The organism is Ideonella sp., assembly GCF_044358605.1.
Classification (GTDB): Bacteria; Pseudomonadota; Gammaproteobacteria; order Burkholderiales; family Burkholderiaceae_C; genus Ideonella.
The window spans coordinates 15,860-30,289 of the sequence record NZ_JBIKNQ010000017.1; the positions used below are offsets into that span (position 1 = coordinate 15,860).

General features: G+C 63.8%; 15 protein-coding genes. 4 read left to right on the forward strand and 11 right to left on the reverse strand.

What is annotated here, in order from left to right:
• Positions 1–51: 51 nt before the first annotated feature.
• Complete coding sequence (locus ACIQ3Q_RS08195) at positions 52–453, reverse strand: hypothetical protein (protein WP_396268558.1); 402 nt, start codon at positions 451–453, stop codon at positions 52–54.
• Between the two features lie 161 nt (positions 454–614).
• On the reverse strand, positions 615–935 hold the full coding sequence (locus ACIQ3Q_RS08200) for a hypothetical protein (RefSeq protein WP_396268559.1): 321 nt from the start codon (positions 933–935) through the stop codon (positions 615–617).
• 262 nt (positions 936–1,197) lie between these two features.
• Between ACIQ3Q_RS08200 and ACIQ3Q_RS08205 the strand changes: the two genes are divergently transcribed.
• Genes ACIQ3Q_RS08205 through ACIQ3Q_RS08215 form a run of 3 tightly spaced genes read left to right on the forward strand, consistent with a single transcriptional unit; the run spans position 1,198 to position 4,585 of the window.
• Entirely contained in the window at positions 1,198–2,151 is a 954-nt protein-coding gene (locus tag ACIQ3Q_RS08205) for a hypothetical protein (protein WP_396268560.1), read from the forward strand.
• Between the two features lie 26 nt (positions 2,152–2,177).
• Positions 2,178–3,911, forward strand: a complete 1,734-nt coding sequence (gene recJ, locus ACIQ3Q_RS08210) for a single-stranded-DNA-specific exonuclease RecJ (RefSeq protein WP_396268561.1) — start codon at positions 2,178–2,180, stop codon at positions 3,909–3,911.
• Positions 3,908–4,585, forward strand: coding sequence for a DUF502 domain-containing protein (locus tag ACIQ3Q_RS08215; RefSeq protein ID WP_396268562.1), 678 nt, complete (start codon positions 3,908–3,910; stop codon positions 4,583–4,585). Before recJ ends, ACIQ3Q_RS08215 begins: the two co-directional genes overlap by 4 nt.
• 73 nt (positions 4,586–4,658) lie before the next feature.
• On the opposite strand, the gene ACIQ3Q_RS08220 is transcribed toward ACIQ3Q_RS08215, so the two are convergent.
• The 9 genes from ACIQ3Q_RS08220 to ACIQ3Q_RS08260 all read right to left on the reverse strand — a co-directional run bounded on the left by ACIQ3Q_RS08220 (position 4,659) and on the right by ACIQ3Q_RS08260 (position 11,575).
• Positions 4,659–5,498, reverse strand: coding sequence for a hypothetical protein (locus tag ACIQ3Q_RS08220; RefSeq protein ID WP_396268563.1), 840 nt, complete (start codon positions 5,496–5,498; stop codon positions 4,659–4,661).
• Positions 5,499–5,921: 423 nt separating this feature from the next.
• Positions 5,922–6,323: a type II toxin-antitoxin system VapC family toxin gene (locus ACIQ3Q_RS08225; RefSeq protein ID WP_396268564.1), complete on the reverse strand. Its 402-nt coding sequence runs from the start codon at positions 6,321–6,323 to the stop codon at positions 5,922–5,924.
• Complete coding sequence (locus ACIQ3Q_RS08230; protein ID WP_396268565.1) at positions 6,320–6,553, reverse strand: antitoxin; 234 nt, start codon at positions 6,551–6,553, stop codon at positions 6,320–6,322. Before ACIQ3Q_RS08230 ends, ACIQ3Q_RS08225 begins: the two co-directional genes overlap by 4 nt.
• 95 nt (positions 6,554–6,648) lie before the next feature.
• Positions 6,649–7,140, reverse strand: coding sequence for a DUF456 domain-containing protein (locus tag ACIQ3Q_RS08235; protein ID WP_396268566.1), 492 nt, complete (start codon positions 7,138–7,140; stop codon positions 6,649–6,651).
• A gap of 74 nt (positions 7,141–7,214) precedes the next feature.
• Positions 7,215–8,270: a hypothetical protein gene (locus ACIQ3Q_RS08240; protein WP_396268567.1), complete on the reverse strand. Its 1,056-nt coding sequence runs from the start codon at positions 8,268–8,270 to the stop codon at positions 7,215–7,217.
• 95 nt (positions 8,271–8,365) lie between these two features.
• On the reverse strand, positions 8,366–8,998 hold the full coding sequence (locus tag ACIQ3Q_RS08245; protein ID WP_396268568.1) for a nucleoside/nucleotide kinase family protein: 633 nt from the start codon (positions 8,996–8,998) through the stop codon (positions 8,366–8,368).
• On the reverse strand, positions 8,999–9,595 hold the full coding sequence (locus ACIQ3Q_RS08250; RefSeq protein ID WP_396268569.1) for a nitroreductase family protein: 597 nt from the start codon (positions 9,593–9,595) through the stop codon (positions 8,999–9,001). It abuts the gene before it with no gap.
• 100 nt (positions 9,596–9,695) lie between these two features.
• Complete coding sequence (locus ACIQ3Q_RS08255) at positions 9,696–11,432, reverse strand: alpha-amylase family glycosyl hydrolase (RefSeq protein WP_396268570.1); 1,737 nt, start codon at positions 11,430–11,432, stop codon at positions 9,696–9,698.
• 83 nt (positions 11,433–11,515) lie between these two features.
• On the reverse strand, positions 11,516–11,575 hold the full coding sequence (locus ACIQ3Q_RS08260; RefSeq protein WP_396268604.1) for a hypothetical protein: 60 nt from the start codon (positions 11,573–11,575) through the stop codon (positions 11,516–11,518).
• Between ACIQ3Q_RS08260 and ACIQ3Q_RS08265 the strand changes: the two genes are divergently transcribed.
• Complete coding sequence (locus ACIQ3Q_RS08265) at positions 11,574–14,333, forward strand: alpha-1,6-glucosidase domain-containing protein (RefSeq protein ID WP_396268571.1); 2,760 nt, start codon at positions 11,574–11,576, stop codon at positions 14,331–14,333. The genes ACIQ3Q_RS08260 and ACIQ3Q_RS08265 overlap by 2 nt on opposite strands.
• The last annotated feature ends 97 nt before the right edge of the window (positions 14,334–14,430 follow it).

Below are 14,430 nucleotides of genomic sequence, written 5' to 3' on the forward strand. Positions count from 1 at the left end.
CTCTACCCCCTGGGTCGTCCGCTTCCCCTCCAATATGACGGGCTGAGCCTCTTACGGAATGAACGCGGACAGTACCTGTACACGCTCTGGCTCAGCGCCTGTTCTAAACATAGGCTCTGGCGCTTGAATCTTGATGTTAGGCTTAACGACATACGTCAACATAGCCTGCACGGGGCTTCCTTGCAGTTCTTGACTGCATTCCGGGTCTGCGCACGCATGCAAAATCAAAGGAGCGGTGTAGGTGCCAGGCTCGCTCATGGCCTTGAGTCGCAAGGAAAAAGAAAACTGGTCGCCATTGAAAGTGGTTTCAGCAGCGGCGATCAATTCCTTAGGGTCCTCCAAGCCTATATAAACGGCGGAGGCGCTCTGCACCGTCACATAGCCTCCGACCACCACATGTCCTTCGCCAGGGTGCAGAGCCTGAGCAGAGTAGTTGGGTATGGTGAAGCCCATACTGATGCTCTTGGGTGGACCGTCCTCTCCTCCGCCGCCGCCGCAGGCAGCAAGTGCCAAAGCGGACAGCCAGACCCCATGACGCACTAGCCTCCTCAGTCTCGCCAACGACATCCCCATAACTTCTCCCGTCTGTTTGACGGGAGTGTACTGTCGGCCGCTCAGCGAATGATGCTGATGGTGCCCGTGGGCGCATTGCTGGCCGCTTGGTTGGTCAAGGTCTGTGGGTTGGCGCCGCCCACCAAGTTGGCGATGTTGGTGTTGATCAGGGGTTTGAGCGCGAAGGGCGCAGGGCTGTTGTCGTGCTGGGGCTCGATGGAGATCACCGCCATGCCGCCCGGCAGCTTGGTGGCCGGGTTGATGAAGTCTTGGCCGGGGAAGGGCGGGGCGGCCAGCAGGCCAGCGGCCGCGCCACCGGAATCACTGTTTGCGCCCATGGCACTGCTGAAGCGGCCGGTGGTGACGGGGGCGCCGTCCACCATGATTCAGCCTGCATAGACAGCGCTGGTGCCCAGGTCTTCCAAGCCACTGAATTGCACGCGCAGTGTGGTGTCACCACCGCCGTAGGCAGTGAGGGCTGCAGCAGCAGCCATGAGGGTCAAAAAGGAAGGGGACGGACACTCATCTGGCGCCCTGCGGGCTGTGTTGAATGTCAGTGCGCTCATGATTCCCGTGTGGGCCGTCAGAGTCCTCACGAAAGCATCACCAAAGGGTCAGGGATTGATGCGCCGGATAATCCGGCCCATGACTGCTTTGCCCCCCCGGCACTTGATCCTGCCCTTTGCCTCGGCCACCTCTGAGGCTGCCGTCCACACCCTGGGCACGCTGCAGCTGCCGCACCTGGAAGCCTTGCTCGCACGCCTGCAGGCCCAAGCCCTGGACGAAGGGGACGAATACACCCTGAGCCCCCCGCAAGAGCGCGCCTTGGCCCAAGCACGCGGCTGGCTGCTGCAAGATGGCCTGCTGCCCTGGGCGGCCCTGGCGGCCCAGCGTGCAGGCCTAGCACCCGCCCCCGGCAGCGGCTGGGCGCTGGTCAGCCCCACCCACTGGCATGTGGGCACCGAGCAGTTTTCGCTGCTCAACCCGGCCGAGCTGCAATTGGACGAGACCGCATCGCGCCAAGCCTTCGAGGCCATTCGGCCGCTGTTTGAGGATGACGGCATTCGCCTGCATTGGTGCAGCCCGCTGCAGTGGTTGGCCGAGCATGACGGTCTCGCCACCTTGCCCACGGCCTCTTTGGACCGGGTGATCGGCCGCAATGTCGATTTGTGGCTGGGCCCGCCCGAGGCCGCGCGCCGGCTGCGCCGCCTGCAAGCCGAGGTGCAGATGCTGCTGCACGGCCACCCCTTGAATGAGGCCCGCGAGGCCCAGGGCTTGCCGCCGGTCAACTCTTTTTGGCTCAGTGGCACCGGCGCAACCCCGCAGGCCTTGCCAGAGACCACGGAGGTCGTGATGGACGAGCGCTTGCGCGCGCCCTTGCTGGCCGAAGACTGGCTGGCTTGGGCAGAGGCCTGGGCGGCCTTGGACACCGAGGTCTTCAAGCCCTGGTACGCGCGTTTGGAGACGGGTGAGGCCCTCAAGCTGACCCTGTGCGGAGAGCGCCATGCGCAGCGCTTTGAGCCCGCCCAGCGCGGCTGGTGGCAGCGTCTGACTACCCCGCGCCGCACGGCCGCCCTGCCCGTGCTCACCGCCCTTTAAGTGCTGATTGACCAGAACACCCCGCTGTGAACGCCCCCACCCTGCTGACCCGCGAGACCGCCCCCCGCACCGCCTTTGCCCTGGAGCAAAGCGGCCTTCACCCGCTGCTGGCCCGCTTGTTTGCCGCACGCGGTATCAAAAGTGCCGACGACCTGGACGACAACTTGGCGCGCTTGCTGCCGCCCTCACAGCTCAAGGGCTGCGACGCCGCCGCCCGCCTGCTGGCGGATGCCGTTCAACAAGGCCTGCGCTTGTGCGTGGTGGCCGACTACGACTGCGACGGCGCCACCGCCTGCGCCGTGGCCTTGCGCGGCTTAGGCCTGCTGGGTGCCCAGCCGCAGCACCTGCACTATGTGGTGCCCGACCGTGCCGTGCACGGCTATGGCCTGACACCCACCATCGTCGACCTCGCCCAGGCCCAGTGCCAGCCGCAGGTCTTGATCACCGTGGACAACGGCATTGCCAGCCACGCAGGCGTGGCACGCGCCAAGGCATTGGGCATGCAGGTGCTGGTGACCGACCACCACCTGCCTGCCTTGGTCGAGGGTGCGGTGCTGTTGCCGGACGCAGATGTGATCGTCAACCCCAACCAACCCGACTGCAGCTTTGAAAGCAAAGCCCTGGCCGGTGTGGGCGTGATGTTCTATGTGCTGCTGGCCACCCGGGCGGAGCTGCGCACACGCGGCGCGTTTGATGCGGCCCAACAACCCCGGCTCGATGCCCTGCTGGACCTGGTGGCCCTGGGCACCGTGGCCGATGTGGTGAAGCTGGATGCCAATAACCGCCGCTTGGTGGCGCAGGGCTTGAAGCGCATTCGCAGCGGCCGCATGCAGCCCGGCGTGGCAGCGTTGTTCCATGCCGCCGCGCGCCGCATCGAGCGGGCCTCGGCCTTTGACTTTGGCTTTGCCTTAGGCCCGCGCATCAATGCCGCCGGGCGACTGGCCGACATGACGTTGGGCATTGAATGCCTGCTGACCGACAGCCCCGGTCGCGCCCAAGAGCTGGCCCAGCAACTGGATGCCATCAACCGAGAGCGCCGCAATGTAGAGGCGGGCATGCGCGAGCAGGCCGAAGCCGCGCTGGAGCACTTGATGCCCGAAGGCGACCCACCCCCGGCCCTGGTGCTGTTTGACCCCGAGTTCCACGAAGGCGTGGTGGGCATTGTGGCCGGGCGGCTCAAAGACCGCCTGCACCGGCCCACCTTTGTGTTAGCCCTGGGCAGCGATGGCTTGTTGAAGGGCTCGGGCCGCTCCATCCCCGGCTTTCATTTGCGCGACGCGCTGGACCTGGTGACCAAGCGCCACCCCGGCCTGCTCAAGCGCTTTGGCGGCCATGCCATGGCTGCGGGCTGCACCCTGGCCGAAGAAGATGTGGACACTTTTGACGCCGCCTTGCAGCAGGTCGCCCGCGAATGGCTGGACGCCGCCGCGCTGACCCGCACCGTGGCCACCGATGGCCCGCTGCCCCTGCAATACTTCAATGCCGAAACCGTGCAGACCCTGGACGATGTGGTCTGGGGCCAGGGCTTTCCGGCGCCGGTGTTTTGCGACGAGGTGGACGTGGTGCAGCAGCGCCTGGTGGGCGAGAAGCACCTGAAGCTGCGCGTGCGCCACGGCGGCCCGCAAGGCACGCTGCGCGACGCCATTTGGTTTGGCCACACCGACCCGCTGCCCGACCGGGTGCGCTTGGCCTATAGGCTCAGCGTCGATGAGTTCCAAGGCCAACAAAGAGTGCAGATGGTGGTGGAGGCCGCGCAATGATCAAACCCGGATTGCGCCGCTTGGCGAATGTGTTTTTGACCGGCCTGCTGGCCGCCCTGCCCTTGGCGGCCACGGTGGCCATCCTGGTTTGGGCGGTACGCCTGCTCTATGCTTGGCTGGGCCCGACCAGCTTGTTTGGCAAGGCCTTGATCAGCCTGGGCCTGGACGTGAGTGGCTCCGAAGTGGTGGGCTATTTGCTGGGCCTGGGCCTGGTGCTCGTCAGCATCTTGGCCTTAGGCCTGCTGGTGCAAACGCGCTTGCAGCCGGTGCTGCTGGAAGGCCTGAACGCGGTGATGCAGCGCATCCCGGTGGTGCGTCACATCTACGACATGGCCCAAAAGCTGGTGGGCCTGATGGCGCAACGCGACGAGCAAGGCACCCGCTCCATGAGCCCCGTCTGGCTGCACTTTGGCGGCCCCGGCCAAGCCGCTGCGGTGCTGGGCCTGCTGTCCTCCCCCGAGCCGGTGCTGGTGGGCGGCGCGCCCTATCTGGCCGTGCTGGTGCCCACCGCCCCGGTGCCGGTAGGCGGCGCCCTGATCTATGTGCCCGAGGCTTGGGTGCAGCCCGCCGATGTGGGCGTAGACGGCCTGACCAGCATCTATGTGTCGATGGGGGTGACCTCGGGGCAGCATTTGCCGGGGGTGGGTGGGGTGAAGGAGCCTGCAACGCTTTAGAAGTAGGCGTTTTGTTCAAGCACCCTAGCGCACATGCTCTTCAGCCTAGGTGACTGTCGGCCGCGCTGGATCTTCATTCAAGACATTGCTTGAGCAGCACGCCTCGATATCGTGGAATGTCATTGCCAGGCACCGACTGCTTCACGGTGGCCAATATGGTGCCTTGATCGGTGACTGAATCTGCCCACTCCAACCTTTGGCCGGAACTGACAAAGGACGCAGGCAGCATGGTGTTGAGGTCACGCATTACACCTGCGGACCACACAAACGCCGAATCTTTCCCCAAAGCGTTTTGCGACATACCGACGACCACTTGCTGGCTATTGACCGCTGCGCCTACCCCAAAAGTGCCGCCAAGCGATCCCAAGTCGACAGGCACAAGGTCGGCCGCACGCCAGAGTGTAGGTCTGGTTGCATGGGTAGTGCTGCTGCTACTTCCAACGGCATCGCCGCGGTCATTCCCCCCGACGGCATGTCCATGCAAGCCGCCCAGCGAGGGCAGCCGCGTCGGCTTTCCAGCCGAACTCCAACGAACGGCGTGGGAAATCCGCTCGGCATCTGCGATACGCCCAAACGACTGGCCACGGCGGTTGATATGGTTCGCCACACTATCGCGATGTCCACCTCCCGCCATGTAGCTGAACCAGCCAGTAGAGTCCCATTTCACGGCTAAATAGGTCAACTTATCAGCCAAAATAGACTGGCCCACGGAAACACCTTGCCTGTTCACCGACAAGGCGTAGCTTTGGTAGTCTGAGCGCATCGGGATCAGGGGGGTCCCGTACTCCCAACGAACTGCTTGAAGGGGATGCTCATAGGAGATCTGCCTCCAGCCGACGTGCACACCAAAATCATTCGACGCCGACACGACCGTGATCTTGAACTCGGAGTCGTAAGGGAGCAGTGTCTTCAAGCGACCACTGCTGTCCCAAATTGCGGGTCGAGAGAGCTGACCGTCGTCGGAGTAAAGGCTGCCGCTGACCAACCCTTTGGTCGAAAGACTCCTGCCTATGGGTCTCCACCCCACCTGACTCTCGAGCTCAATCATCTGACACTGCGCAAATGTCGACAGTGGAGAAGAGAGCAATAGCCCCGCGGATATGGCCGTCAGAAATCGCATCATGATGCTCACCTAAAAAGTTAGCTATCTTCTGATGGTAACTGCATGGTGAGAACTGATGGCGCCGACTGCGTGCACCGCACAATGATGGCGTGCAGGAGACTCAAGACCTGCAATCCAGCGGATAGGCCGTCGGTGGCAAGTCGTTTTGCGGCTTGGAGCTCGCCTCCATGCGTTCGGTCACCGCCATGGTGGCCATGACGATCATCAACTCGATCAGTCAGGCTCGGCCCAGTTGTCCAGCAAAAGCCCAGGCACCTTCGCAAACTCACGGGTGTTGTTGGTGACCAGCGTGGCGCCCAGGCTCAATGCGTGGGCGGCGATCAGCGTATCGAGAGACCCGATCGGGGAGCCCTTGCGTTCCAACGCTGCCCGCAGGTCCGCATAGGTCCATACGGCGGCCTCATCAAACGGCAAGATACTCAGCGGTGCGAGAAACATCTCCAAGGCCTGCCGGTTGCGGGTAGAGCCACTCTTGGCCACCCCAAAAGCCAGCTCCGCTGCCACCACACTGCACAACCCCACCTCACCCAGTCTGTATTGCTTGAACCTTGCCAGTACTTTGGCGGGTTTGGTGTTGATGATGTAGATGCAGATATTGGTGTCGAGCAAGATCACGGCTTGATCTCGTCACGCTCCTGCGCTGCGGGCTGTTCGCGGCTGAGGACAAAACCCGCCTCGAACGCCGCCAAGCCGTCCTCCATGGTTTGCCACGGATCATTCACGGGCAACAGCAGCACACCATTGCCGAAATGCTTGACCGCCACTTCGGTGCCTTCAAAGCGGTACTCCTTGGGCAGACGAACGGCCTGACTGCGACCGGATTGGAAGATGCGTGCAATGTCCATGGGCGCCCTCGAGATGGTAGATATCAATGGTATACACCATCGTGACCGCTGTCCAAGAGTTCTTGTCGGTGATCAGGTCGCCCACACGCCGTGTCTCACCAAAGGTAAGCCGTCACCGCCACACCGATCATCACAAAAGCCAGCACGAACTTGGCCAGCATGCCCACCAGCATGCTCACCCAGGTGCCAACGCCGACCTTGAGGGCTTGGGGGGCAGCGTCGGGCTGGTCGCGGCGGGCCAGGTATTCGCCCACAGCCGCGCCGACCAAGGGCATGAAGAACACGCCGATCAGGCCCATGAACAGGCCCACCACGGTGCCGAGTGCCGCGCCGATCAAGGCCTGCTTGCTGGCGCCCAGGTGGCGCGCGCCCATCAGGCCTGCGACATAGTCCAAAGCCCAGGCGATGAGGGCCATGACCGTGATGGCGGCCATGGGCCAGCCGCCGATGCGCTGGAAGTCGTCAATCCAAGCCGCCAGCAGCAAGCCGGCCCAGACCAACAAGGTGCCGGGCAAAGCGGGCAAGACAATGCCCGCAAAGCCAAGGAGGACAAGGCCAGCGCTGAGCGCCCAAAGCAGCAGGGTCATCACTTATCGAGGCAATGAGATTCGTTCATGCGGGGGCTCATCAATAACAAAGGTCTCCATTTATCCCATGATGATTATTGATTCCCAAAACAGCCTCTCAGCAATACTGAACCATCAAGATCATTTGGCCCTCCTCTATACTTAGCCAGCACTTCGGACTTGTCGTTAATGTCAGTGAGCAATGTCACTTGATAGCCCTTTTTATGCCACATTGCCGGCATTAGTTTAGCAATGAGAAGGACTTTGTCATTTTTGTAAATAGCGGGCCACCAATTTTTCCCTGTACGCCCAATAATATGCCCTTGTCGATTGATGTGCGATGGCGTGAAACCGAGAGGCAACTCCTTGACTTTACCCTCAGACCACCACAGGCCGGATGACGGCCGCCGACCAACGTATCCTTGCCCCACAATATCACCATTGCTGGAAGCCGATACAGCGCGACCGGCGGTAAACCCCTCAGGCAAGGGCAGCCTTTCAATTATTCCCGACCTCCAAGCAATCGGCACCGATCGAAAATTTCGCACATCGGTAGAAGCTTGCCCGACCACTAGCCCACTGGTATTTCCGCCGTTGACGAAATGCTGTAAACCGCTTTGTAGCACCGGAAGCTCAACGGCAACCCCATTATCTCGCCAAACAACGGCTCGATTTCTAAGTGTGCCCCGGTCTGGAACTGAAGTATAGACCCAGCCTTTATCATCAATCACTGTAGCACGCGATAGATAGGTCGCAGAGAAACCCTCTGGAAGTTGAAAGGGTAGCGGTTTTAGGCAAACTTTCGTACCCTGCTCCCAATTCCAGATCATCATGTCTGTACTGTAGTCTCTGAACTCTGGCCAGCACCATGATTCACTATTAACGATGGCCTGTTTTTTGTTATTGATTGAAGGCTGAAATGCTGCGTCTGTCGGCTCCGGCGGAGATACCGCTACAGTCGAGCCATCCGCCCCCCAAACATTCATACCGAGGTATGAGAAATTCCCATATGAATTCCCATTTTCATCCACAGCAAGTGGATAACTACCTGTTTGATGATCGGTTACTTCCCCACCCAAATAGGTGACGTTGCATTGACTTGCTGCAACAATTGGCATCAATGCGCAAAGAGTTAAAACTGCTTTCTTCATGTACTCCTCCTGAATCTAATGGTGAAACTAAGTGGACTCAAAGAGTTTGCCAATGTACCCAATTTACGCTGAAACAGACGAATTTTCCATTCCTCTCAGCAGCGCAACACCCAATCCGCCCGCCCCTGGCTCGCCGCGATGCGCCGCGCATTGGGCTCGTCCGTCTGCGCAGCCCAGGTGCGGGCGTCGGCCTCGCTGCGGCCAAAGTGGCGGTGGCGGGCGACCAGGCGTTCGGTGCGCAGGGCGTCGTTCACATCGACATACCAAGCTTCGTCTAGCAGAGCGCGGCAGGGGGCCCATGGCGCGTCTTCCAGCAGCAGGTAATTGCCTTCGACGATGAGCACCGGCACCTCGGGCGGGATGGCGATGGCACCGGCAACGCCTTCTTCGATCTCGCGGCGGTACTCGGGGGCGTAGACCACGTCGCCGCCCGGTGCGCGCAGGCGCTGCAGCAGGGCCACAAAGCCGGCGGCGTCGAAGGTGTCGGGCGCGCCTTTGCGCTGGCTGCGGCCCAGCGCGGCCAGCACGCTGTTGGCCAGGTGGTAGCCGTCCATGGGCACCACTTGGGTCAAGGTCGGTCTGGCTTGGTGAAGGGCCGCCGCCAAGGTGGACTTGCCGGCCCCCGGCGCGCCCACCAGGCCCAGCAGGCGGCGCTGGCCGCTGGCCTGGGCCTGCTGGATGAGTGCGTCCAAACGGGCCAAGGCGGCAGCGGGCAGCGCGGTGGCCATTCAGGCCTCGAAGCTGAAGCCGCCCTCGGCCACCATGGCGGACAGGGGCTGGCGGGGGCTGGGGCCTTCGCGCTGTTGCAGGGCTTCGGGCAATTGGGCTTTGTCGCCCAGCTTGCCCACGGCCACCACCGCATGGATGGCGTAGTCCTCGGGCACGTTCAGGGCTTGGCGCAAGGCCGCGTTGTCAAAGCCGCCCATGCCGTGGGCATACCAGCCCAGCAGCGAGGCTTGCAGGGCGAGGTTTTGCCACGCCGCACCCGCGTCAAAGGCATGCCAAACGTTGTCGACCTTCTCGGTCTTGCCCGGCGGCGTGGAGCGCACGCGCGAGACCACGGCGATCAGCACCGAGGCCTTGGCCGCCCAGCTTTGGTTAAAGGGCACCAGGCTGTTGAAGATCGGCTGCCAAGCGGCTGTGCCGGCCTTGCCATAGAGGAAGCGCCAAGGCTGCAGGTTAGAGGCCGACGGCGCCCAACGGGCCGCCTCGAACAAGCGCATCAGCGTAGCGTCGTCGATAGGCTCACCGCTGTAGGCGCGGGGCGACCAGCGGTTGGTGAACAGTGGGTCGACGGGATGTTCGGTCTGGCGATCAACAGTCATGAGGGGCTCCAAGGGAAGATGAAGCCATTGTGGCGGCTGAGCGCTTGAGGCGCGTGTCAAAGGTTTTGAAGGGAGTCGCTGTGCCCACTGCACGCACGGCTCAAGGCGAGACCACCTGCCACACCTGCACCCCTTGCGCCGGCACGGTGACGCGCCCGCCTTGCGCCTGCGAAGACTGGGCCTGGAACAGCGGCTGCAGCCGCGCCCCAGCGGGCAGGCCGGGCACGTCCACAGCCTGCGGCTGCGTACCGTAATTGATCAGCACCAGGGTGCGGTCTGCCGCATGGCTGCGCTGGAACACCAAGGCTTGGCCCTGCACCGCGCTGTGCTCAAAGCGCCCTTGGGCGATGGACGGGTGGGCGCGCCGCAGCGCGATCAAAGCCTTGTAAAAGCTGCGGATGGACTGCGGGTCGGCCGACTGGCTCTGCACGTTGTAACGCGCAAGATTGGGGGCCAAGGGGCGGAAGGGTTGGCCGGTGGTGAAGCCTGCGGTCTTAGCGTCAGGCGTCCAGGAACGGGGCGAGCGCAGCGGCAGGTCGCCCGGCAAACCCGGCACGCCGGCCTGGCCGATCTCCTCACCAAAGTAGATGAAGGGCGTGCCCGGCTGCAGCAGGTAGCTGGCGGCCGCCAGCTTGTAGCGGGCCTCGTCACCTTTGACCTGGTCCCACAGCCGCTCACCCGCAAAGATGTCGTGGTTGGAGATCATGGTGGACATGCCAAAGCGCTCGGGCGGCGCCTCGCGCCAATAGCGGGCCAGCTCTTGGATGGACGCCGTGTCGCCCTGAGCGGCTTTGACAAAGTGGTGCACATAGCCAAAGGCAAAGGCGCTGCCGCAGACTTGCGGGTGGCCCCAATCGTTGGGCTCGGCCGTGGCCTCGCACACCACCCAGCGCTTGTCATACGCGGCGATCAGGTCTTGCAGGCGCTTGGTGAGTTGGCGGCTTTCGGGTTGGTCGTTCCAGTTGACCGCATCGCGCTCGATGAGGTGCGGCACGGCGTCTAAGCGAAAGCCGTCCAAGCCCCGGTTGAGCCAAAAGCGCAGGCTGTCCTCGTGGTACTGCAGCACGCGCGGGTGGCGCATATTGAAGTCGGGCATGTGCGGGCCAAAGGTGCCGAAGTAGAAGTCGCGCGCACCGGGCGGGGCTTTGGGCAGGTCTTTGGGTTCGAGCTTGCTGTTCCAGTGCTGGGCGCTGCTCAGGTACCAAGGGTTCTTGCCCCAGATGTCCCAGCCTTGTGGCTCGGTGTCGGCAAACACAAACCAGTCGCGCCAGGGGCTTTTGGGGTCAACCACAGCGGCTTGGAACAGCGGGTGCTGGGCGGCCGCATGGTTGATGACGTAGTCCATCACCACCCCAATGCCGCGTGCATGGGCCTGGCGAAGCAGCTCGTCAAAGTCTTGCAGCGTGCCGTACTCGGGCGCAATGGCGCGGAAGTCGGTGGTGGCATAGCCGTGGTCGCCGTCGGCATTGGCGGTGATGGGCATCAACCAAATGCCGCTGATGCCTAAATCTTTGAGGTCGTCCAGCTTGGCGGTCAGGCCTTTGAGGTCGCCCACGCCGTCGCCATTGCTGTCGGCAAAGGCGCGCACAAAAATCTCCATGAACACGCCGTGGTGCCAGCCTGCGGGCAGGGTGCTGGGGCGGTGCACCGGGGGCACGGGCGAGATGTCCACCTGGGCCGCCTGCGCAGCCAAGGCCTGCGGCGTGGGCGCAGCCACCGCCCCTGCGCCTGCAGGCCAGAGTGCGCTTGCGCCCAGCAGCGCAGCCATCAAGGTCGGCAAGAACGGCCGGGCCAGCCAAGGGGCCAAAGCCTGTGCGGCAGGGGAGAGAGAAGGCATGATGTGTCCTGAAGCGGCAGCAGTATGTAGCCAAACTACATTTTGCATGCTTTGCAAGCGGCCGATGGTTAGATGTAACCCCGCTATGCCGTAGCGCACTGACGCCCAGACAATGTAGTTTCATTACACACCGCACACCTTATGTCCTTCGCTCCACATCTGAGCCGATTGAGTTTGCTGCTGGCCTTGGGCGCCTCCTGCGCGCCCCTCTGGGCTCAGCCCCTGGCCAAAGCCCCCACCGCGCAAGACTGCGATGGCCCCTTTAGCAGCGTGCTCAATGCCGCCGCCAGGCTGCCCACCGCAGAAGGCATTTGGCTGGACGGCATTCGCCTTCAGTGGCCCGGCCACGCGGCCGCCCCTGGCGTGCGCTGGCGTTTGGCCTACTCCCACAGCGCAGGCCTGGTGGCCAAGCTGGGCGAGCCCCTCAGCGGCGCCGACGGCGTGCTGGAGCTGAGCATCGACGACTCGGACCTGCCGCCCGTCACCGCCCAGCGCTTTGCCTATGTGAAGCCCGGCGTGCGGCTGCGCGTGTCCGGCCGTGATGCCATGAACCTGGCGCAGACCTGGACCGCGCAGATGTGGCTGTTGAAGGAGGACGCGCAAGGCCGCATCCTGGCCGCCACCGCGACGCAGTTGCCCGGTGCGCTGGATGATGCTTATGCGCTGGCTGAGTCTTCCGCCGAGCTGGGCGCCATCGTCACCCCGCAGCGCAGCACCTTCCGCCTGTGGGCGCCCACCGCCCAGCGGGTGATGCTGTGCCTGCACCCCGGCAAACCCGGCGACGGCAAAGCCTCGGTGCTGCGCCCGCTGCAGCGCGAAGACGCCACCGGCCTGTGGACCACGCAGCTGCCGCAAGACCTGCACGGCCAGCGCTACAGCTACTTGGTGGACGTGGTGACGCCCAACGCCGGCCTGGTGCGCAACCGTGTGACTGACCCGTATTCGGTCAGCGTCACCGGCCACTCGCGCCAGAGCGTGGCCCTGCGCCTGGACCACCCCGACACCGAACCTGCCGGCTGGGACAGCACCCCGCGCCCGCAAACCGTGGCCCACGCCACCGACCTGGTGGTCTATGAGCTGCATGTGCGAGATTTCTCGCGCGATGACGCCAGCGTGCCCGCCGCACACCGCGGCAAGTACCTGGGCTTTAGCCATGCGCAATCGCAAGGCATGCAGCACCTGAGGCGCTTGGCCCAGGCCGGCCTGACCGATGTGCACCTGCTGCCCATTTACGACCTCAGCAGCGTGCCTGAAACAGGCTGTGTCACCCCCACGACCACGGGCCCGCGCGACGGCAAAGCCCAGCAAGCCGCCGTGAACGCCAGCCGCGACGCCGACTGCTACAACTGGGGCTATGACCCCTACCACTACAGCGCCCCCGAGGGCAGCTACGCCACCCAGCCCGACGATGGCGCAGCCCGTGTGCGCGAGCTGCGCACCATGGTGCAAGCTCTTCACCGGGCCGGCCTGCGCGTGGGCATGGACGTGGTCTACAACCACACCTTTGCCTCGGGCCAAAGCGAGATGTCGGTGCTGGACCGCATCGTGCCCGGCTACTACCACCGCCTGAGTGCAGCCGGCGAGATCGAGCGTTCCACCTGCTGCGAGAACACCGCCACCGAGCACCGCATGATGGCGCGGCTGATGAGCGACTCGGTGCTGCTGTGGGCGCGCGACCACCACATCGACTCCTTCCGCTTTGACCTGATGGGCCACCAGCCCCGCGCTGTGATGGAGGCCATGCGCGCGCGCCTGAAGCGCGAGCTGGGCCGCGACATCCACTTCATTGGCGAGGGCTGGAACTTTGGTGAAGTGGCCAACGGCGGGCGCTTCATGCAGGCCAGCCAACTGAGCCTGAATGGCAGCGGCATTGGCAGCTTTAACGACCGCCTAAGGGACGCCGCACGCGGCGGCAGCGCCGGTGACAGCGGCGTGGCCCTGCTGGCCCGCCAAGGCTGGCTCAACGGCCAGTTCACCGACCCCAACGCGCAGGCCGAGCCCAGCAGCGCCGCAGCCTTGATGCGGGCGGCCGACCTGATCCGCCTGGGCCTGGCCGGCACCTTGCGCGACGTGCGCTTCACCACCGCCGACGGCAGCACCAAGCGCGGCGCCGAGATGGACTATGGCGGCCAGCCCGCAGGCTTTGCCAGCCAGCCCGCCGAGGTGGTGAACTATGTCGAGAACCACGACAACCAAACCCTGTTCGACACCAATGCCATGAAGCTGCCCACCAGCACCTCGCCGCAAGAGCGGGCGCGGGTGCAGGTACTGGGCAATGCGCTGGTGGCCTTCAGCCAGGGCGTGGCTTACTTTCATGCGGGGCAGGAGCTGCTGCGCAGCAAGAGCCTGGACCGCAACAGCTACAACTCGGGCGACGCCTTCAACCGCTTGGACTTTTCAGCCACCACCAACCACTTTGGCAGCGGCCTGCCGCCCGAAGGCGATAACGGCAAAGATTGGCTGCTGATGCAACCTTTGCTGGCCAACGCGCAGATCAACCCCCGCCCCGAGGACATCCGATTCACGCGAGACGCCACGCTGGACCTGCTGCGCATCCGCGACAGCTCCGTGCTCTTCCGCCTGCGCAGCAGCGCCGACGTGCAGCAACGCCTGAGCTTTTTGAACACCGGCCCGCAGCAAAACCCGGCGGTCATCGTGGCCCTGCTCAATGGCCAAGGCCTGAAGGACGCCAACTTCAACGAGGTGCTGGTGGTGCTGAACACCGACAAACAGACTCAGCGGCTGAGCTTGCCCGCCCTCAGCGGCAAGCGCTGGGCCTTGCACCCGGTGCACTTGAGCCCCACCGCCGCCGACAAGCGCGTGCGCGAGGCCAGCCTGGACGCCAAGACGGGCGAGCTGCAGGCGCCGGGGCGCACGGCGATGGTGTGGGTGGTGCGGTGATTCGGCGGCCGGATCGCAGAGGCTGTCATTGAGAAGCGTATTGGTGCTCTGCGGCATCAACGTTCGAGGTGAGGGGTTGAGCGTGTTCCGGGCAGGC